The organism is Kitasatospora sp. NBC_00315, assembly GCF_041435095.1.
Classification (GTDB): domain Bacteria; phylum Actinomycetota; class Actinomycetes; order Streptomycetales; family Streptomycetaceae; genus Kitasatospora.
The window spans coordinates 201,057-223,149 of sequence record NZ_CP108025.1 but is presented as its reverse complement, the minus strand read 5'-3'; the positions used below and the strand labels follow the sequence as shown (position 1 = coordinate 223,149).

Sequence of the window (22,093 nt, the reverse complement as noted above, 5' to 3'; positions counted from 1 at the left end):
TTCATCGGCGCTGATTCGATGATGCCCAACCATTCGTTACCCCACTTCCCGGGCACTGCTCGACCTGTGCCCGATTTCGATTCGCTCCCCGTACGGGTGTCGCCTGGTTGAGGCGTTGCCCGACGTACTTGGTGTGCTGTCGACCTCATGTGGTGCCGTCTGGGATCGTATCGTGTCGTCCCGGGTCCGGGTTGAGGTCTTGGGGACATCGTCAAGTGCCATTCGCGGAGCGGGTTTTCGGGCTGCCGTCGGTGTTGTTCGGGTACGAGACGGTTGGTGGCGGTGGTCGCGGCCGGGTGCGGACCATCCGCAGCCACCCGCATGATTTGACCAAATCTTTAGTCGTTTTCGCCGTGCGCTATCCCCTTGTGGTCGCGCCGGGACCGACCTTTGGTGGACAGCTGCTTCAGTCCGTTGCTAAACGTTGTCCGAGCACTGAGTCGCAGGAATTCGTTCGACGGCGAGCGTCGCCGCACTCCCTGCCGTTTCCGCTCTTGGACGGCCCCGGGATCGTCCGGGGCGGCTGGCGCGTGCCGCAGCCCAGGAGCCGGACGGACCGGGTCGATGCGACGGAATTGCGGAGTGATGGCGATAAAGCGGTGCAATCAGGACGGGAGCAGTTGTCGTGACCTCATCTTCTGAAGACGAGAGCCTGCCGCCGCGACAGCTGGCGTACTGGCGGGCCGAACTGGCCGGGCTCCGGCAGCCGATGGAGCTGCCGGTGGACCACCCGCGGCCGGCGGTACCGAGCGGGCGGACGGAGACCCACGAGTTCGAGTTGCCGGCGGCCACAGCCGACGCGCTCGACGCGGTCGCCACCAAGCTCGACGCACCGGCCGCGGCGGTGGCGCAGGCCGCGTTCGCGGTACTGCTTTCGCTGATGGGCGCCGGCCAGGACGTCGTTCTCGGCACGCCGGGTCCGCGTGGCGCGCGGGACCCGTGGGCGCTGCGGGTCGACCTGGCGGGCAACCCCACGTTCGGTGCGGTGCTGGAGCAGGTCCGGGCCAAGACGGCCGCCGCGGCCGAGCACGCGGGCACCGGCGTCGAGGCTCTGGCGGCGGCCCTGCACCCCGCCCCCTCCGCCAGCTTCCACCCACTGTTCCAGGTGATGTTCGCGCTGAACGACACCGACGGGGCCGATGAGGACGCCGCGCCGAGGCGGTCCGGCGTCGACCTGTCGCTGACCCTCGACGCGGCCCGTTCGGCCACCGGCAACCGGACGTTCACCGGCCGCCTGGAGTTCACGCTCGACCTGTTCGACCCCGAGAGCGCCGAGGAACTGGCCGAGCGCTACGCCCTGGTGCTGGAGCAGGTGACCGCCGACCCCGCCGTGCCGGTGACCGTGGTCGACGTGCTGCTGCCGTACGAGCGGGACCAGCTGGCGCCCGTCGCCGCCGCGCAGCCGCCGCAGACCGCTCCGGCCGCGGCCCGGTTCGACCCCTCGGCCACCGTGGTGGACCTGGTGGCGCGGCAGATCGCCGCGACCCCGGGTGCCGTCGCCGTGGTCTGCGACGGTACCGAGCTGACCTACCGCGAGCTGGACGCCCGGGCCGACCGGCTGGCGCGGCGGCTGGCCGCGGCCGGTGCGGGCCCGGAGAGCGTGGTCGGTCTGGCGCTGCCGCGTACCGCCGACCTGGTGGTGGCGATGCTCGCCGTCTGGCGGGCCGGAGCCGCGTACCTGCCCGTCGACCCGCGTTACCCGAGCGCCCGCCTGGACGCGGTGCTTGCCAGTGCGAGGCCGCAGGTGGTGCTGGTCCACGCCTCGACCGAGCATGTGATCCCGGCCGAGGTGCCGCGACTGTACGTGGAGTCCGAGGAGGTCGTGGACGCGGTGCCGGCCGGTCCGCGCGCGGAGAACCTCGCCTACGTGATGTACACCTCGGGTTCGACCGGCGAGCCCAAGGGTGTCGGCATCACCCAGGGCAACGTCGCCGCGGCCGTGCGCGAGCTCGCGGCGCGGGTCGGCATCGACGCCGACTCGCGGATCTTGGCCGCCACCTCGGTCTCCTTCGACGTGTCGGTGTTCGAGATCTTCTCGACCCTGACCACCGGCGGCCGTGTCGACGTGGTGCGTGACGTGCTGGCCCTCGCCGAGCTCGAGTCCTGGTCGGGCACGGTGATCTCCACCGTCCCGTCGGTGTTCGCCGAACTTCTCGACCAGATCGCCGAGCGGGTCAGCGTGCGGACGCTGGTGTTCGCCGGTGAGGCGCTGCCGATGTCCCTGGTGAACCGGGCCCGCGCCGTCTGGCCGGGCGTGCGGGTCGTCAACTCCTTCGGCCAGTCCGAGACCTTCTACGACTGCGCCCATGAACTCGCGGACGGGGCGCGTACGGACGGCACCGTCCCGATCGGCAGCCCCCTGGACCGGGTCGGGATGTACGTCCTGGGCCCCAGCCTGCGTCCCGTCCCGGTGGGCGTCGCGGGCGAGCTGTACGTCGGCGGCGACGTCGTCGGCCGCGGCTACCGCGACCGCCCGGACCTGACCGCCGCCCGCTTCGTCGCCGACCCGTTCGGCGAGCAGCCCGGGGCCCGCCTGTACCGCACCGGCGACCTGGTCCGCTGGACCCTGCCGGCCGGCGGCGACGGCACCCCCGTTCTGGAGTACGTCGGCCGCGCCGACGCGCAGGTGAAGGTCCGCGGTATCCGGATCGAGCCCGGCGAGGTCGAGGCCGCGCTGTTGGCCCACCCGGCCGTCGGCCAGGCCGTCGTGGCGGCCTACGGCTCGGAGGCCGACAAGCAGCTGGTGGCCTATGTGGTCCCGGCCGCCGGCGCGAGCGCGCCCGACCCGGAGGAGCTGCGCGCCCACGCCGCCGAGCGGCTGCCGCAGTTCATGGTCCCGGCCGTCACCATGGTGCTGGAGCGGTTCCCGCTCGCCCCGAACGGCAAGCTCGACCGCAAGGCCCTGCCACAGCCCGAGGTCGCCACCCGCCCCTACCGCGCCCCGCGCACTCCGAAGGAACAGCTCCTCGCGGAGCTGTTCGCCGAGGTGCTGGGCGTGGAGCGGGTCGGCATCGACGACGACTTCTTCCTGCTCGGCGGGCAGTCGCTGCGCGCCACCCGCCTGATGGCCCGGGTGCGCGCCGCCCTGGACGCCGAGTTCCCGATCACCGCGATCTTCGAGTCGCCGACCGTCGCCGGTCTGGCCACCCGCCTGTCCGAGGGCACCCGGCGGCCCGCCCTCGTCCCGGCGCAGCGCCCCGAGACAGTCCCGCTTTCGCCGGCCCAGCAGCGCCTGTGGTTCATCCACCAGTACGAGGGCCCGTCGGCCACCTACAACATCCCGGTCGCGGTGCGGCTGCCCGCCGAGGTCGACCACACGGCGATGCAGGCCGCCGTCGGCGACGTCATCGCCCGGCACGAGTCGCTGCGCACCCTGTTCGTCGCGGACGACCTGGGCGTCGCCTGCCAGCGGATCCTGCCCGCCGCCGAGGCCGCGGCCCGGTTCGCGCTGCCGCTGGTCGAGGTCGCCGTGCCGGAGCGCGACGCCGCGGTGGCCGCGGTCATCCGGCACGCCTTCGACCTGGCGAACGACATCCCGGTCCACGGCAGCCTGCTGCGCATCACCGCGGACGGCGGCGTGAGCCACCACGTGCTGGTGATGGTCGTGCACCACATCGCCGGCGACGGCGGTTCGATGGCCGCGTTCTCGCGCGACATCGCCACCGCCTACGAGGCCCGGCTCACCGGCGCCGATCCGGCCTGGGCCCCGCTGCCGGTGCAGTACGCGGACTACACGCTGTGGCAGCGCGAGCTGCTCGGCGAGGAGTCCGACCCGGAGAGCCTGGTCGCCCGCCAGGTGGCCTACTGGCAGGCCGAGTTGGCGGACCTGGTGCAGCCGATGGCGCTGCGCACCGACCGGCAGCGCCCGCCGGTGGCCAGCTACCGCGGCGACATGGTCGACTTCGAACTGCCGCCCCGGTTGCTCGACGCCCTGGAGAAGTTCGCGTCCCGCACCGGCACCACCGCCTCGATGGTGCTGCAGTCCGCGTTCGCGGTGCTGCTGTCCCGGATGGGGGCCGGCACCGACGTGGTGATCGGCACGCCGATCGCCGGCCGGACCGACGAGGCGCTGGCCGACCTGGTCGGGTTCTTCGTCAACACCTGGGTGCTGCGCGTCGACCTCGACGGCAACCCGTCGTTCAACGGCGTGCTGGCCCGGGTCCGGAGCAAGGCCCTGGCCGCCTACGAGAACCAGGACATGCCGTTCGAGCGCCTGGTCGAGCTGCTGAACCCCGACCGCTCGCGGGCCTACCACCCGCTGTTCCAGACGATGTTCGTGCTGCAGGACGGCGCCTGGGTGGAGCCGGCCGGCGAGCAGGCGGGCTGGGCGCCGGAGGACGCCGTCACCGGCACCGCCAAGTTCGACCTGATGATGACCATGAACGAGGCCAGGACCGCCGACGGCGAGCCGACGCTGGCCGGACACCTCGAGTTCGCGCTCGACCTGTTCGACCGCGCGACCGCCGAGGAACTGACCACCCGGTTCGTGCGGGTGCTGGAGCAGGCGCTCCGGGACCCCGAGCTGCCGGTCGCCGTCCTAGACCTGCTGCTGCCGTCCGAGCGCGCCGCGCTGCTGCCCGAGACCGCCACGACCGCCGCCGAGCAGACCACCGTGGTGGAGCTGGTGGCGCGGCAGATCGCCGCGACCCCGGGTGCCGTCGCCGTGGTCTGCGACGGCACCGAGCTGACCTACCGCGAGCTGGACGCCCGGGCCGACCGGCTGGCGCGGCGGCTGGCCGCGGCCGGTGCGGGCCCGGAGAGCGTGGTCGGTCTGGCGCTGCCGCGCACCATCGACCTGGTGGTGGCGATGCTCGCCGTCTGGCGGGCCGGAGCCGCGTACCTGCCCGTCGACCCGCGCTACCCGAGCGCCCGCCTGGACGCGGTGCTCGCCAGTGCGAAGCCGCAGGTGGTGCTGGTCCACGCCTCGACCGAGCACGTGATCCCGGCCGAGGTGCCGCGACTGTACGTGGAGTCCGAGGAGGTCGTGGACGCGGTGCCGGCCGGTCCGCGCGCGGAGAACCTCGCCTACGTGATGTACACCTCGGGTTCGACCGGCGAGCCCAAGGGTGTCGGCATCACCCAGGGCAACGTCGCCGCGGCCGTGCGCGAGCTCGCGGCGCGGGTCGGCATCGACGCCGACTCGCGGACCTTGGCCGCCACCTCGGTCTCCTTCGACGTGTCGGTGTTCGAGATCTTCTCGACCCTGACCACCGGCGGCCGTGTCGACGTGGTGCGTGACGTGCTGGCCCTCGCCGAGCTCGAGTCCTGGTCAGGCACGGTGATCTCCACCGTCCCGTCGGTGTTCGCCGAACTTCTCGACCAGATCGCCGAGCGGGTCAGCGTGCGGACGCTGGTGTTCGCCGGTGAGGCGCTGCCGATGTCCCTGGTGAACCGGGCCCGCGCCGTCTGGCCGGGCGTGCGGGTCGTCAACTCCTTCGGCCAGTCCGAGACCTTCTACGACTGCGCCCATGAACTCGCGGACGGGGCGCGTACGGACGGCACCGTCCCGATCGGCACCGCGCTCGACGGCGTCCGGATGCACGTGCTCGGCCCCGGCCTGGTCCCCTGCCCGATCGGCGTGACCGGCGAGCTGTACGTCGGCGGCGACGTCGTCGGCCGCGGCTACCGCGACCGCCCGGACCTGACCGTCGCCCGCTTCGTCGCCGACCCGTTCGGCGAGCAGCCCGGGGCCCGTCTGTACCGCACCGGCGACCTGGTCCGCTGGACCCGGCCGGCCGGCGGCGACGGCACCCCCGTTCTGGAGTACGTCGGCCGCGCCGACGTCCAGGCCAAGGTCCGCGGCATCCGGATCGAGCCCGGCGAGGTCGAGGCCGTCCTGCTGTCCCACCCGACCGTGTCCGCGGCCACCGTGGTCGTCGTCGACACCGAGCGCGGCAAGCGCCTGGTCGGCTACGTGGTGCCGCTGCGGGTGGCCGGCCCCGGCCACTCCGCCTCCGGCGCCAGCATGGAAGTGGCCTTCGACGTCGTCCCGGTCGAGCCGCGGGCCCTGCGCCAGTACGCCGCGGCCCGGCTGCCCGAGTTCATGGTGCCCGCCGCGATCGTGGTCCTGGACCGCATGCCGCTGACCCCGAACGGGAAGCTGGACCGCTCGGCCCTGCCCGCGCCGGTCTTCGAGAGCGCCGGGTTCCGGGCCCCCCGCACGCCCACCGAGGCCGTGCTCGCCGAGATCTACGCCGACGTCCTCTGCGTGGAACGGGTCGGCATCGACGACGACTTCTTCACCGTCGGCGGCGACAGCATCCGCTCCATCCAGGTCGTCGCCCGTGCCCGCTCGGCCGGCCTCAGCCTGACCGCGCAGGACGTGTTCGCCCACGGCAGCGTCGCCGAACTCGCCGCCGTCGCGGGGCAGAGCGTCCACCGGCCGGTGCTGGAGGAGCTCGAGGGCGGTGACGCGGGACGCCTGCCGCTCCTCCCGATCGGCCGGTTCCTGGTGGACTCCGGCCCGAACATCGGCCGCTACACCCAGGCGATGGTGCTCGACCTGCCGCCCGGCACGGACCCGATCGGCCTGGCCACCACCCTGGACGCCGTCCTCGACCGGCACGCGATCCTGCGGGCCCGCCTGGTGACCGGCGACAGCGGCGACACCGAACTCGACATCGACCCGGTGCGCACCGTCACGGCCACCGACCTGGTCCGCCGGATCGAACTGGCCGGCGCACCCGACGACGAGGCCGCCCTGGCGACCCTGCGCACCGAGTTCGACGCCGCCGCCGACCTGCTCGACCCGGCCGCCGGCTGCCTGCTCGCCGCCATCTGGCTCGACTTCGGCCACCGCCACCGCGGCCGCCTCGCCCTGGTCGTCCACCACCTCGCCGTCGACGCGGTGTCCTGGCAGATCCTGCTCACCGACCTGAACAACGCCTGGCAGCGGGTCCGGATCGGTCGCACGCCGTCCCTGGAACCGGTCAACACCTCCGCCCGGCGCTGGGCCCACGCCCTGCGCGAGGAGGCGCTCACCGCGGAGCGCGCCGCCGAACTGCCGCGCTGGCTGGCCGCCGTCCAGGGACCCGACCCGCTGCTCGGCGAGCGCCCGCTCGACCCGGCGGTCGACGTGGTGTCGACCGTGGAACGCGTCCGGGTCGCGCTGCCCGCCGAGGCCACCGAGCAGGTCCTGACCACCCTCCCGGCCCGGTTCCGCTCCGGCGCCCACGACGGGCTGCTGACCGCGCTGGCCCTGGCCGTCGCCAAGTGGCGCGAGCGCCGCGGCCTCGGCGAACCCTCGACGCTGCTGCGCCTGGAGGGCCACGGCCGCGAGGAGGGCGTCGTCCCCGGCGCCGAACTGTCGCGCACCATCGGCTGGTTCGCCACGCTGTTCCCGGTCCGGCTCGACCTGGCCGGCGTCGACCTCGACGAGGCGCTGCGCGGCGGCCCGGCCGCCGGACACGCCGTCAAGCTGGTCAAGGAGCAGCTGCTGGCCGTCCTCGACAAGGGCATCGGCTACGGACTGCTGCGCTACCTGAACCCCGAGGCCGGCCCGCAGCTGGCCGCGCACCCCGCCCCGCAGATCGCCTTCAACTACCTCGGCCGGGTCGCCGGCGCCGGGGCGGGACGGCAGGGCTCCGGCGCGGGCTGGCAGCCGATGCCCGGCGGCGACGCCCACCTCCCGGCCCTGGACGCCGACATGCCGGTCTCCGCGACCGTCGACATCGGCGCCGCGGTCACCGACGGCGCCGACGGGCCCGAGCTGCGCGCCGACTTCGGCTTCCCGACCGGCGTGATCGCCGCCGAGGCGGTCACCGAACTCGCCGAGCTGTGGATCGAGGCCCTGGAGGGCCTGGCCCGGCACGCGGCAGGACCGGACGCCGGCGGGCTGACCCCCTCCGACGTGCCGCTGGCCCGCGTCACCCAGACCGACCTCGACGAGCTCGCCCTCTCCCACCCCGGCCTGTCCGACGTGTGGCCGATCACGCCCATGCAGGCCGGCCTGCTGTTCCACGCCAGCCTCTCCGGGCCCGGCAGCGACGTCTACCAGGTGCAGTACGTGCTGCACGTGCAGGGCGAGGTCGACCAGGTGCGGCTGCGCGCCGCGGCCCAGACCCTGCTGGACCGGCACGCCAACCTGCGCGCCGGGTTCGTCACCCGCCCCGACGGCACCACGCTGTCGGTGATCCGCGACCACGTCACCGTGCCCTGGCAGGTCCACAACCTGACCGGCGCGGCCGATGAGGCCGAACGCGAGGCCGCGTTCGAGGCCCTGCTGGCGGCCGACCGTGACACCGGATTCGACCCCGCCGACCCACCGATGCTGCGGATCCGGCTGGTCACCACCGCCGCGGACCGGCACGAGATCGTCCTGACCGCGCACCACGTGCTGTTCGACGGCTGGTCGGTGCCGCTGCTGATGCGCGAACTGCTCTGGGCCTACGCCTCCGGCGGCGACGCCGAGCTGCCCCCGGCGCCCGCCTACCGCGGCTTCCTGAGCTGGCTCGCCGGCCGCGACGCCGAGGCGTCCACCCGGGTCTGGCGCGACGCGCTCGGCGGCGTCGGCTCGCCCACGCTGCTGGCCGGCAACCAGGACCGCACCGGCACCGCCGACACCGCCGTCGAGGACATCGGCCAGCTCGAAGTCCCGCTGCCGACCGAGACGGCGCGCCGGCTCACCGCCCGCGCCGCCGAACTCGGCGTCACGATGAACACGATCGTGCAGGGCTCCTGGGCGCTGGTCCTGGCCGCGATGACCGGCCGCACCGACGTGGTGTTCGGCGCGACCGTCTCCGGTCGGCCCGCCGACGTCCCCGACGTCGACACCATGCTCGGCCTGTTCATCAACACCATCCCGGTCCGGGTGAGCGCCGACCCGGCCGGCACCCTGGCCGACTGCCTGCGCGACCTGCAGGCCGGGCAGGCGGCGCTGCTCGACCACCAGTACGTCGGCCTCACCGAGATCTACGAGGCCACCGGGCTGCGCTCGCTGTTCGACACCCTGCTGAGCTTCGACTCCTACCCGGGCGACCAGGAAGGACTGTTCCAGGCCAACGAGCACACCGGCCTCAAGCTCATGGGCATGCGCACCATCGCCGGCAACAACTTCCCGATGGCGGTGGTCGCCGCAGCCGACCCGGACCCGCGGATGCTGCTCAAGTTCCGCACCGACCTGTTCCCCGCGCCGGTCGCGCAGTCCATCGCCGATCAGTTGGTGCGGATCTGCCAGGCCCTGGCCGACGACCCGCAGACCCGGCTGGCCGCGATCGACCTGCTCGGCGCCGAGGAGCGGGCGAACGCCGTCCTGCACCTCGCCGACCTGGCCGTCCGGCCCAAGCTCCCGGCACTCCCCGGCGACGTCGGGCCGCTGGGCGAGGTCGGTGCCACCGCGTCGGTCGTCGTGCTCAGCCCCGGCCTGCGGCCGGTGGCCGTCGGAGCGGTGGGCGAGCTGTACCTCGCCGGTGAGCCGACGGCCGAGGCCACGCCGGCCGAGGCCGCGGCCCACTTCGTCGCCGACCCGGTGTCGGGCGCCCCCGGCGCCCGCCTGCGCCGCACCGGCGCGCTGGTCCGCCGCCTGCCGGACGGCCTGGAGTACGTCGGCCGGGCCGGCGACGCCGACGTCTCCCGGCGCGAGTACCGGGCCCCGAGCACCCCCGGCGAGCAGCAGCTCGCCGACCTGTTCGCCGAGGTGCTCGCCGTGGAACGGATCGGCCTGGACGACGACTTCTTCGAACTCGGCGGCCACTCGCTGCGCGCCACCTGGCTGATCAGCCGGGTCCGCTCGGTGGTCGGCGTCACCGTCACGATGCGCACCATCTTCGAGCACCCGACGGTCGCGCAGCTCGAACCCGTCCTGCGGACTTCGGCGGCGACCGCCCGCCCGAAGCTGCGACGCATGAGGAAGGAACAGTAATGGGCCAGGCCGGTGTCCACGCGCGGAGGCCGCGCCGTGTATGACGTCGTAATCGTCGGCGCGCGCCCCGCCGGGGCGTCCGCGGCGCTCCTGTTGGCCCGCCAGGGCCGCAAGGTGCTGCTCGTCGACCGCATGGAGTTCCCGTCGGACATCATGTCCACCCTGTACATCCAGCCGCCGGGCGTGGCGCTGCTCGCCCGGTGGGGGCTGCTCGACGCGATCGTCGCCTCGGGCTGCCCGGCGCTGGACACGGTGACCTACGACGTGGCCGGGCTGCGGATCACCGCGCCGACCCCGACGACGCCGTACTCCGCGTTCGCCTACGCGCCGCGCCGCCGGGTGCTGGACGGCCTGATCGTGCGCGCGGCCGTCGAGGCGGGCGCCCAGTTCCGCGACCGGACGAACGTGCGGGCGCTGCTCCGCGACGGCGACCGGGTGACGGGCGTCGAGGTCACCGGCCCCGACGGGCCGGAGTCGATCCCGGCCCGCCTGGTGATCGGCGCCGACGGCCAGAACTCCCGCGTGGCGAGCCTGGTCGACGCGCCCTTCCGGTCGGCCGACCGGCTGGCCAGCTGCGTGTACTACACCTGCTGGCAGGGCCTGGAGACCGGCTTCGGCTACCACGAGCGGCCGGACAGCTGGATCGCCCGCATCCCCACCCATGACGGCGTCACGATGGTGGCGACGTACTTCCCGCAGGACCGCTTCACGCAGATCCGGCAGGAGCCGCTGGCCGCCCACCTGTCGACCGTCGAACGCAACGCCCCCGACCTGCACGAGATGCTGGCCGGTGCCGAGCGGGTCGAGGGCCTGATCGGCACCGGCAACCAGCAGAACTTCTTCCGCCACGCGGACGGCCCCGGCTGGGCCCTGGTCGGCGACGCCGCGCACCACTGCGACTCGATCACGGCCCGCGGCATCACCAACGCGCTGACCGAGGTCCAGCTGCTCGCCGACGCGCTGTACGGACAGGACCTGGAGGACACCGCCGGAGTGGACACCTGCCTGGCCGGATACTCCAAGGAGATGTACGACACGCTCAGGGCCCCCTACCAGGCGACCCTGGACCTGGCCCGGCTGCGCATCACCGACTCCCGGGTCGCGCTGCTGCGGGTCGTTGAGCGGTCCCCGGAACTGACCGGCCGCTACTTCGCGATGGTCGCCGGACTCATCGACAAGACCGAGTTCTTCACCCCCGACGTGGTGGCGCAGTTGCCCACCTCCTCGGAGTGGACGAACCAGCTGCCCTGACCCGCGACGGCGGCCGCTCCGACCGTGCCCCGGGACCACCCGCGGGCACGGCCGGGGCAGCCGCCGTTCGGCTGTGCCGGCGCTCCTCGTCCCTGACTTCCCGAACCCCTGTCCCCCCTGATCTCGGAGATGGAGCTCGCTGTGGCTGCTTCCGTGGGTGCCTCCAACGAAGACCTCGTCGGCGCGCTTCGCCGTGCGGCGAAGGAGGTCGCGGCGCTGCGGCGGCGCAACGCCGAGCTGACCGCGAAGAACTCCGACCCGGTCGTGGTGGTGGGGATGGCGTGCCGTTATCCCGGGGGCGTGGATTCGCCGGAGGCGTTGTGGGAGCTGGTGCGGTCGGGTGGGGACGGGACCGGTGACTTCCCGGCGGACCGCGGCTGGGACGTCGAGTCCCTGTTCGACCCGGACCCGGAGGCGTTGGGCAAGACGTACGTCCGGCGCGGCGGGTTCCTGCCCGACCTGGCCGGGTTCGATGCCGGGTTCTTCGGGATCTCGCCGGCCGAGGCGGTGGCGATGGACCCGCAGCAGCGGTTGATGCTGGAGGTGTCCTGGGAGGCGTTCGAGCGGGCCGGGATCGATCCGCTGGGCCTGCGCGGCTCGCGCACCGGTGTGTTCGCGGGCGTCATGGGCCACGATTACGGCCGCAGCGCGTCCGGCGACGGCGCCGAGGGCTTCGGCACCGGTGTGATGGAGGCCGTGGTCTCCGGTCGGGTGTCGTATGTGTTGGGTTTGGAGGGGCCGGCGGTGTCGGTGGACACGGCGTGTTCGTCGTCGTTGGTGACGTTGCATCTGGCTGCGCAGGCGTTGCGTGGTGGTGAGTGTGATCTGGCGTTGGCCGGTGGTGTGACGGTGATGGCGACGGCGGACACGTTTGTGGAGTTCTCGCGGCAGCGGGGTCTGGCTTTGGATGGTCGGTGCAAGGCGTTCGGGGAGGGCGCTGATGGTACTGGTTGGGGTGAGGGTGCGGGTGTGGTGGTGTTGGAGCGGTTGTCGGATGCGCGGCGGTTGGGGCATTCGGTGTTGGCGGTGGTTGCTGGTTCGGCGGTGAATCAGGATGGTGCGTCGAATGGTTTGACGGCGCCGAACGGTCCGTCGCAGCAGCGGGTGATTCGGGCGGCGTTGGCGTCGGCGGGGCTCGGTGTGGGTGATGTGGATGTGGTGGAGGGTCATGGCACGGGGACGGTGCTGGGTGATCCGATCGAGGCGCAGGCGTTGTTGGCGACGTATGGTCAGCGGCCGGTGGGGGTTGAGCCGTTGTGGTTGGGTTCGTTGAAGTCGAATGTGGGTCATACGCAGGCGGCGGCCGGTGTCGGTGGTGTGATCAAGATGGTGGAGGCGTTGCGGCGTGGTGTGTTGCCGCGGACCTTGGGTGTGGATGTGCCGTCCTCGCATGTGGATTGGTCGGCGGGTCGGGTGGAGTTGCTGGCGGAGCAGCGTGTGTGGCCGGAGGTGGGGCGTCCGAGGCGGGCGGCGGTGTCCTCGTTCGGTCTGTCGGGCACCAACGCGCACGTGATCATCGAGCAGGCGCCCGACGTCGAGGTTGCGGAGCCCGCCGGGCAGGAGCCGCAGCAGGTCCCGGGCGCTTCGGTGTGGGTGGTGTCGGGTCGGACGCGTGAGGCGCTGGCGGCGCAGGCGCAGGCGGTTGTGGAGTGGTTGGAGGCCGACGAGTCGGAGTCGGTGACGGTGGCGGACGTGGCGGGTGCGCTGGCGCGGCGTTCGGTGTTCGAGCACCGGGCTGTCGTCCAGGGCGCGGACCGTGGGGAGTTGGCGGCCGCGCTGGCCGATTTGGCCGCCGGACGTGAGAACGCCGCCCTGGTGGCCGGGGCGGTGCGGAGCGCGGGGGGCGGGACGGCGTTCGTGTTTCCGGGTCAGGGTTCGCAGTGGCTCGGGATGGGGCGTGATCTGGCGCGGGCGCATGCGGGTTTCGCGCGGGAGTTGGCGGTGGTGGCGGAGGTGGTGGACCGGTGCTGGGAGCACCGGTTGTTGGATGTGGTGTGGGGTGCGGACGGTGGTCTGTTGGAGCGGACCGAGTTCGCGCAGCCGGCGTTGTTCGCGGTTGGTGTGGCGTTGTTCCGGGTGTTGGAGCGGTGTGGTGTGACTGCCGATTTCGTGGTGGGTCACTCGGTGGGTGAGTTGGCGGCCGCGCATGTGGCGGGTGTGTTGTCGTTGGAGGACGCGGCTCGGTTGGTGGTGGCGCGTGGTCGGGTGATGCAGCGGGCCGTGGGTGGGGTGATGGCGGCGGTCTCGGGTTCGCCGGAGTTGGTCGAGGAGGTTCTCGGGCAGGTCGCGTCGGAGTTGGGGCCGGTGGTGGTCGCGGCGGTGAACGGGCCGGGGTCGGTGGTGGTCTCGGGGACGGTTGCGGCGGTGGGGGCGGCGTCGGGGCTGTTGGAGGCGGCGGGGTGCCGGGTGAAGCCGCTGGTGGTGTCGCAGGCGTTCCATTCGCCGCTGTTGGAGCCGGTGTTGGAGGAGTTCGGGCGGATCGCGGGGCGGGTCGCGGTGTCGGTGCCTGTTGCGGGTTGCACGTTGGTGTCGACGTTGACGGGTGAGGCAGCCGACTTCGGGGGTGGGTACGGTTCGGCGGAGTACTGGGTGCGGCAGGCCCGGGAGGTGGTGCGGTTCGCTGACGCCGTGCGGTTTTTGGAGGGCAGGGGTGTGCGGCGGTTCGTGGAGCTGGGCCCCGGCGCGCTCGTCTCCGCGGTCGAGGCCACGGTTGAGCAGGCCGTCGAGGATTCCGACGGCATCGTGGTGGCGTCGCTGCTGAGTCGGCAGGGTTGCGAGTCGGCCGCGTTGATCGGGGGGTTGGGGCGGTTGTTCGTGGCGGGTGTGCCGGTCTCCTGGGGGGATTGGCAGGTCGGTGGCCGCCGTGTCGATCTTCCTACCTACGCCTTCCAGCGGAGCGGTTACTGGTTGTCCTCGTCCCGGGCTGTGGGTGATGTGAGTGCCGCCGGGTTGGTGGCCGTCGGGCACCCGATTCTCGGTGCGGTCGTGGCTATGCCGGGGTCCTCGGGTGTGGTGCTGACCGGGCAGGTGTCGCGCTCGGCGCAGCCGTGGCTGCTCGATCACGAGGTGCTCGGGCATGTGATGGTGCCGGCCTCCGCACTGGTGGAGCTCGCGGTGCGGGCCGGCGACGAGGTCGGGTCCCCGGTGGTGCGGGAGTTGGCGATGACGGCTCCGTTGCTGGTGCCCGAGCAGGGCCCGGTGGCGGTCCAGGTCCAGGTCGGCGAGCCCGACGCGGCCGGCCTGCGGACTGTGGAGATCCACTCGCGGCCCGGTGCGCAGAGCTCGTGGGTGCTGCACGCGCAGGGCTTCCTCGCCCAGGCTCGGACGAGCGCCGCGGCGTGGGCGGAGCCGGAGTGGCCGCCGACCGGCGCCCGGTCCGTCGACGTGGAGAGCGGCTACGCGTCGCTGGCCGATGCGGGCTACGGCTACGGGCCGGTCTTCCGGGGCGTGCGGGCGGTGTGGCGGCGCGGGGCGGAGGTCTTCGCGGAGATCGGCCTCCCGGCCGGAGCGGACGCCGCCGGGTTCGGTGTCCATCCGGCGCTGCTGGACGCGGTGGTGCACGCGCCGCTGCTCGGGGTCGGAGCCGCGGACTGCGCGGAGGTGCAGGTTCCCTTTCTGTGGGAGGGTGTCGAGCTGCACGCGGTCGGCGCCTCCACGGTGCGGGCGCGGATCGTGCCCGCCGGGAGCGATGGCGTCGCGATCCAGGTGGCGGACGAGACCGGCGCGCTGGTGCTGACGGTGGACGCGCTGGTGACTCGCCCGGTGTCGCGGCAGGCGCTGAGCGCGGCGGCGAGCGCGGTGCCGGACGGTCTGTTCGAGGTGTCGTGGTGGCCGGTGCCGGCAGCGGCGGACCAGGGTGCGGCGGTGCCGGTCGTGTGGGAGTGGAGGTCGGAGCTGGGTGCCGAGGTGGTGGCGTCGGTGCACGCGGCCTCGCACGCGGCGCTGGCTGCGGTGCAGGCGCACCTGAACGCCTCGGAGCAGCCGGATTCCGTGCTGGCGGTGCTGACCAGGGGCGCGGTGGCGTTGCCGGGTGAGGATGTCGCGGACGTGGCGGCTTCCGCGGTGTGGGGCTTGGTGCGCTCGGCGCAGTCGGAGCATCCGGGCCGGATCGTGCTGGTGGACGCGGAAGCTGGCGCCGAGGTGGACGTTGCGCTTCTGGTGGCTTCCGGTGAGCCGCAGCTGGTGGTGCGCGGCGGCGTGGCGCACGCGGCCCGCCTGGTGCGGGCGGCGGCGACCGAGGCGGCGGACTCCGCCGACCCCGAGTCGTCTGCGGAACTTGCGGGGGTGACCGGTGGTGCGGTGATCGTGACCGGTGGGACGGGTGGCGTGGGTGGTGTGTTGGCGCGGCGGTTGGTGGCGGAGCACGGGGCTGGTGCGGTGGTGTTGGCGTCGCGGCGTGGTGCGGCGGCCGGGGGTGTCGCGGAGCTGGTGGCGGATCTGGAGTCGGCTGGTGCGGTGGTGCGTGTCGTGGCCTGCGACGTGTCGGACCGTGCGGCGGTGGCCGGGTTGGTGGCCTCGGTGCCGGAGGGGTTCGAGCTGCGTGGTGTGGTGCACGCGGCGGGTGTGCTGGACGACGGTGTGATCGGTTCGCTGACTCCGGAGCGGATCGACCGCGTCCTGGCGGCGAAGGCCGATGCGGCGTGGTTCCTGCACGAGGCGACCGCTGACGCACCGCTGGAGCTGTTCTCGGTGGTGTCCTCGCTGTCCGGTGTGCTGGGTGCGCCCGGCCAGGCCAACTACGCGGCGGCGAACGCGTTCCTGGACGCGTTGGCGGTGCACCGGCGGGCGCGGGGCCTGGCCGGCCAGTCGGTGTCCTGGGGCCTGTGGGGCGCCGGTGGTACCGGCGGCATGGGCGATCGGCTCGACGCCGAGGAGGCGGCCCGGATCCGCGCCGGCGGTGTGCTGCCGCTGTCCCGTGAACAGGCGGTGGAACTGTTCGACGCCGCGCTGTCCGGCGGCGCCGCACACCTGGTCGGCGTGCGCTGGGACCTGGCCGCGCTGCGGCGTCAGGCCGGGGTCGGTGAGCTACCTCCCGTACTGAGCGGCCTGGTCCCGGCGGTGCGCCGCTCGGCAGCCTCGGGCGAGTCGGTGTCGCAGCTGGAGTCCCGGCTGCGCGCGCTCGATGTCGCCGGCCGCCGCAAGCTGCTGGTCGAGCTCGTGGCCTCCCACGTGGCCGCCGTCCTGGGGCACGCCGACGCTCGCGCGATCGGCCCCGACACGGCGTTCAAGGACCTCGGCCTGGACTCGCTCGGCGGCGTCAACGTCCGCAACCGCCTGCAGACGGCCTCCGGGCTGTCCCTCCCGGCGTCGCTGGTCTTCGACTACCCGAACTCCGCCGTACTGGCCGACCTCCTGCTCGACCGGCTGCTGCCCGACAGCCGTACGCAGGCCGCAGCCCCTACCGTACCCGCGCCGGCCGCCGCCCTGACGGGAACGGACCCGGTCGTGGTGGTGGGGATGGCGTGCCGTTATCCCGGGGGCGTGGATTCGCCGGAGGCGTTGTGGGAGCTGGTGCGGTCGGGTGGGGACGGGACCGGTGACTTCCCGGCGGACCGCGGCTGGGACGTGGAGTCCCTGTTCGATCCGGATCCGGAGGCCGTGGGCAAGTCCTATGTGCGGCGTGGTGGTTTCCTTGCGGACGTGGCGGGGTTCGATGCCGGGTTTTTCGGGATCTCGCCGGCCGAGGCGGTGGCGATGGACCCGCAGCAGCGGTTGATGCTGGAGGTGTCCTGGGAGGCGTTCGAGCGGGCGGGCATCGACCCGGTTGCTCTGCGTGGTTCGCGCACCGGTGTGTTCGCGGGTGTCATGGGTCACGATTACGGCCGTTATGCGGCGGTCGATGCCCTGGATGGTTTCGGCGCCGGTGTGATGGAGGCGGTGGTTTCCGGTCGGGTGTCGTATGTGTTGGGTTTGGAGGGGCCGGCGGTGTCGGTGGACACGGCGTGTTCGTCGTCGTTGGTGACGTTGCATCTGGCTGTGCAGGCGTTGCGTGGTGGTGAGTGTGATCTGGCGTTGGCCGGTGGTGTGACGGTGATGGCGACGGCGGACACGTTTGTGGAGTTTTCGCGGCAGCGGGGTCTGGCTTTGGATGGTCGGTGCAAGGCGTTCGGGGAGGGCGCTGATGGTACTGGTTGGGGTGAGGGTGCGGGTGTGGTGGTGTTGGAGCGGTTGTCGGATGCGCGGCGGTTGGGGCATTCGGTGTTGGCGGTGGTTGCTGGTTCGGCGGTGAATCAGGATGGTGCGTCGAATGGTTTGACGGCGCCGAACGGTCCGTCGCAGCAGCGGGTGATTCGGGCGGCGTTGGCGTCGGCGGGGCTCGGTGTGGGTGATGTGGATGTGGTGGAGGGTCATGGCACGGGGACGGTGCTGGGTGATCCGATCGAGGCGCAGGCGTTGTTGGCGACGTATGGTCAGCGGCCGGTGGGGGTTGAGCCGTTGTGGTTGGGTTCGTTGAAGTCGAATGTGGGTCATACGCAGGCGGCGGCTGGTGTCGGTGGTGTGATCAAGATGGTGGAGGCGTTGCGGCGTGGTGTGTTGCCGCGGACTTTGGGTGTGGATGTGCCGTCCTCGCATGTGGATTGGTCGGCGGGTCGGGTGGAGTTGCTGGCGGAGCAGCGTGTGTGGCCGGAGGTGGGGCGTCCGAGGCGGGCGGCGGTGTCCTCGTTCGGTCTGTCGGGCACCAACGCGCACGTGATCATCGAGCAGGCTCCCGACGTCGAGGTTGCGGAGCCTGTCGAGCAGGAGTCGCAGCAGGCGCCCGACGTCGAGGTTGCGGGGCCCGCCGGGCAGGAGTCGCAGCAGGTCCCGGGCGCTTCGGTGTGGGTGGTGTCGGGTCGGACGCGTGAGGCGTTGGCGGCGCAGGCGCAGGCGGTTGTGGAGTGGTTGGAGGCCGACGAGTCGGAGTCGGTGACGGTGGCGGACGTGGCGGGTGCGTTGGCGCGGCGTTCGGTGTTCGAGCACCGGGCTGTCGTCCAGGGCGCGGACCGTGGGGAGTTGGCGGCCGCGCTGGCCGATCTGGCCGCCGGACGTGAGAACGCCGCCCTGGTGGACGGCGCCGTGCAGATGACGGGGACCGGGACCGGGACGGTGTTCGTGTTTCCGGGTCAGGGGTCGCAGTGGTTGGGGATGGGGCGTGGTCTGGCGCGGGCGCATGCGGGTTTCGCGCGGGAGTTGGCGGTGGTGGCGGAGGTGGTGGACCGGTGCTGGGGGCACCGGTTGTTGGATGTGGTGTGGGGTGCGGACGGTGGTCTGCTGGAGCGGACCGAGTTCGCGCAGCCGGTGTTGTTCGCGGTTGGTGTGGCGTTGTTCCGGGTGTTGGAGCGGTGTGGTGTGACTGCCGATTTCGTGGTGGGTCACTCGGTGGGTGAGTTGGCGGCCGCGCATGTGGCGGGTGTGTTGTCGTTGGAGGACGCGGCTCGGTTGGTGGTGGCGCGTGGTCGGGTGATGCAGCGGGCCGTGGGTGGGGTGATGGCGGCGGTCTCGGGTTCGCCGGAGTTGGTCGAGGAGGTTCTCGGGCAGGTCGCGTCGGAGTTGGGGCCGGTGGTGGTCGCGGCGGTGAACGGGCCGGGGTCGGTGGTGGTCTCGGGGACGGTTGCGGCGGTGGGGGCGGCGTCGGGGCTGTTGGAGGCGGCGGGGTGCCGGGTGAAGCCGCTGGTGGTGTCGCAGGCGTTCCATTCGCCTTTGCTGGAGCCGGTGTTGGAGGAGTTCGGGCGGGTCGCGGGGCGGGTCGCGGTGTCGGTGCCTGTTGCGGGTTGCACGTTGGTGTCGACGTTGACCGGGGAGGCAGCGGATTTCGGGGGTGGGTACGGTTCGGCGGAGTACTGGGTGCGGCAGGCCCGGGAGGTGGTGCGGTTCGCTGACGCCGTGCGGTTTTTGGAGGGCAGGGGTGTGCGGCGGTTCGTGGAGCTGGGCCCCGGCGCGCTCGTCTCCGCGGTCGAGGCCACGGTCGAGCAGGCCGTCGGGGACTCCGACGGCATCGTGGTGGCGTCGCTGCTGAGTCGGCAGGGTTGCGAGTCGGCCGCGTTGATCGGGGGGTTGGGGCGCCTGTTCGTGGCGGGTGTGCCGGTCTCCTGGGGGGATTGGCAGTCCGGTGGCCGCCGTGTCGATCTTCCCACCTACGCCTTCCAGCGGAGCGGTTACTGGTTGTCCTCGTCCCGGGCCGTGGGTGATGTGAGTGCCGCCGGGCTGGTGGCCGTCGGGCACCCGATTCTCGGTGCGGTCGTGGCCATGCCGGGGTCCTCGGGTGTGGTGCTGACCGGGCAGGTGTCGCGCTCGGCGCAGCCGTGGCTGCTCGATCACGAGGTGCTCGGGCATGTGATGGTGCCGGCCTCCGCACTGGTGGAGCTCGCGGTGCGGGCCGGCGACGAGGTCGGGTCCCCGGTGGTGCGGGAGTTGGCGATGACGGCTCCGTTGCTGGTGCCCGAGCGTGGTGGGCTGCGGATCCACGTCGTGGTCGGCGAGCTCGATTCCGGGGGTCCGGGCGGGCGCACCGTCGAGGTTCATTCGCGGCCGGACGGCGACGACGGCGAGTGGATCCTGCATGCGCAAGGCGTGCTGGCCGATGCCGAAGAGGGCGGGGCGGCCGACGCGGATGGATGGTCGGAGTCGGTGTGGCCGCCGGTGGGCGCGCAGCCGGTGGACGTCGAAGCGGCCTACGCGTCGCTGGCCGATGCGGGCTACGGCTACGGCCCGGCGTTCCGGGGCGTCCGTGCGGTGTGGCGGCGCGGGGAGGACGTCTTCGCGGAGGTGGGCCTGGCCCCGGCGCTCGACGGCGGGGCGTTCGGGATCCATCCGGCGCTGCTGGACGCGGTGGTGCACGCGCCGCTGCTGGCCGCGGTGGATTCCGACACCGACCCGGGCCCGGACTCAGGCTCGGACGGCGCGCAGATCCCCTTCCTGTGGGAGGACGCCACCTTGCACGCGGTCGGCGCCTCGACCGTGCGGGTGTGGATCAGCCCGGTCGGGGCGGGCGCGGCGACCGTGCGGGTCGTCGACGAGACCGGTGCGCCGGTGCTGACCGTCGCCTCGCTGGTGACCCGCCCGGTGTCGCAGCAGGCGCTGAGCGCGGCGGCGAGCACGGCGCCGGACGGCCTGTTCGAGGTGTCGTGGTCGCCGGTGACCGCGGAGTCCACGCCGGCCGTGGCGCCGCAGGTGACGGTGTGGGAGTGGCGTTCCGAGCCGGGAGCGGACCCGGTCGCTTCGCTGCACACGGCGACGCGGGAGGCGCTGGCGACGGTGCAGACGCACCTGGACTCCGCGGACCGGCCGGATGCCGTGCTGGTCGCGGTGACCAGGGGTGCGGTGGCGTTGCCGGGTGAGGATGTCGCGGACGTGGCGGCTTCGGCGGTGTGGGGTCTGGTGCGTTCGGTCCAGTCGGAGCATCCGGGTCGGTTCGTCCTGGTCGACGCCGATGCCGAGGCCGAGGTGGACGTTGCGCTTCTGGTGGCTTCCGGTGAGCCGCAGTTGGTGGTGCGCGGCGGGGTGGTGCGTGCCGCTCGGCTGGTGCGGGCTGTGGTGGCGCAGGCGCAGGCGCAGGCGTCTGGGCTGGCGGGTGGTGCGGTGATCGTGACCGGTGGGACGGGTGGCGTGGGTGGTGTGTTGGCGCGGCGGTTGGTGGCGGAGCACGGGGCTGGTGCGGTGGTGTTGGCGTCGCGGCGTGGTGCGGCGGCCGGGGGTGTCGCGGAGCTGGTGGCGGATCTGGAGTCGGCTGGTGCGGTGGTGCGTGTCGTGGCCTGCGACGTGTCGGACCGTGCGGCGGTGGCCGGGTTGGTGGCCTCGGTGCCGGAGGGGTTCGAGCTGCGTGGTGTGGTGCACGCGGCGGGTGTGCTGGACGACGGTGTGATCGGTTCGCTGACTCCGGAGCGGATCGACCGCGTCCTGGCGGCGAAGGCCGATGCGGCGTGGTTCCTGCACGAGGCGACCGCTGACGCACCGCTGGAGCTGTTCTCGGTGGTGTCCTCGCTGTCCGGTGTGCTGGGTGCGCCCGGCCAGGCCAACTACGCGGCGGCGAACGCGTTCCTGGACGCGTTGGCGGTGCACCGGCGGGCGCGGGGCCTGGCCGGCCAGTCGGTGTCCTGGGGCCTGTGGGGCGAGGTCGGCGGCATGGGCGGCCGACTGTCGGACGTGGCCGCGGCGCGGGTCCGCGCGAGCGGCGTGGTGCCGCTGACCACCGCTCAGGCCGTGGAGCTGTTCGACGCCGCGGTCGCCGGAGGCCAGGCGCACCTCGTCGCCGTGCGCTGGGACCTGCCGGCGCTGCGGCGTCAGGCCGGGGTCGGCGAGCTGACGCCGATGCTGGCCGAGCTCGTTCCGGCGGTGCGCCGCACAGCAGCCTCGGGCGAGTCGGTGTCGCAGCTGGAGTCCCGGCTACGCGCGCTCGACGTCGCGGGCCGCCGCAAGCTGCTGATCGACCTGGTGGCCTCGACCGTCGCCTCGGTGCTCGGCCACGCCGACGCTGCGGCCGTCGGCCCGAACGCGGCCTTCAAGGACCTGGGTCTGGATTCCCTGGGCGGCATCGGGGTTCGTGACCGGTTGCGGGTCGCGACCGGCCGGAGCCTCCCGGCGTCGCTGGTGTTCGACTACCCCAATGTGACCGCCCTGGCCGGGTTCCTGCTGGAGCAGCTCGTGTCGGACGGCTCCGCCACCGGGACCGAGACCGCGGGGGACCAGCTGGCGGAGGTCCGGCGGCTGCTGCGGTCGGTGACGCCGACCAGGCCCGGCGACGCGGCGCTCCTCGAGCGCCTGTCGAAGCTCGCCGAAGCACAGCGAGACTGGTCCGACGGCGCGGGCGGCCCGGACGCCGCGTCCGATGCCGACGGGACCGGCTCGCAGGAGCGGCGCGAGTCCATCAAGGAACTGGACATCGACGCACTGATCGACATGGGACTCGGCATCTCTCACGACAGGAAGAGTGACAACTGATGGCGACTCGCGAAGAGAAGCTCGTTGAGGCTCTGCGGAACTCGCTGCTTGAGGTCGAGACCGTTC

Annotated in this window: 3 protein-coding genes; all 3 read left to right on the top strand. The window is 72.9% G+C overall.

The features are described from left to right. Nucleotides 1-625: 625 nt before the first annotated feature. The 3 genes from OG823_RS00765 (at nucleotide 626) to OG823_RS00755 (ending at nucleotide 22,027) form a co-directional block, all read left to right on the top strand. Complete coding sequence (locus OG823_RS00765) at nucleotides 626-9,859, top strand: amino acid adenylation domain-containing protein (RefSeq protein ID WP_371476532.1); 9,234 nt, start codon at nucleotides 626-628, stop codon at nucleotides 9,857-9,859. Nucleotides 9,860-9,895: 36 nt separating this feature from the next. Next, the gene (locus OG823_RS00760) at nucleotides 9,896-11,110 is read left to right on the top strand and encodes an NAD(P)/FAD-dependent oxidoreductase (protein ID WP_371476530.1); all 1,215 of its coding nucleotides are present in this window, start codon (nucleotides 9,896-9,898) and stop codon (nucleotides 11,108-11,110) included. Between the two features lie 141 nt (nucleotides 11,111-11,251). Then, entirely contained in the window at nucleotides 11,252-22,027 is a 10,776-nt protein-coding gene (locus tag OG823_RS00755) for a type I polyketide synthase (protein ID WP_371476528.1), read from the top strand. The last annotated feature ends 66 nt before the right edge of the window (nucleotides 22,028-22,093 follow it).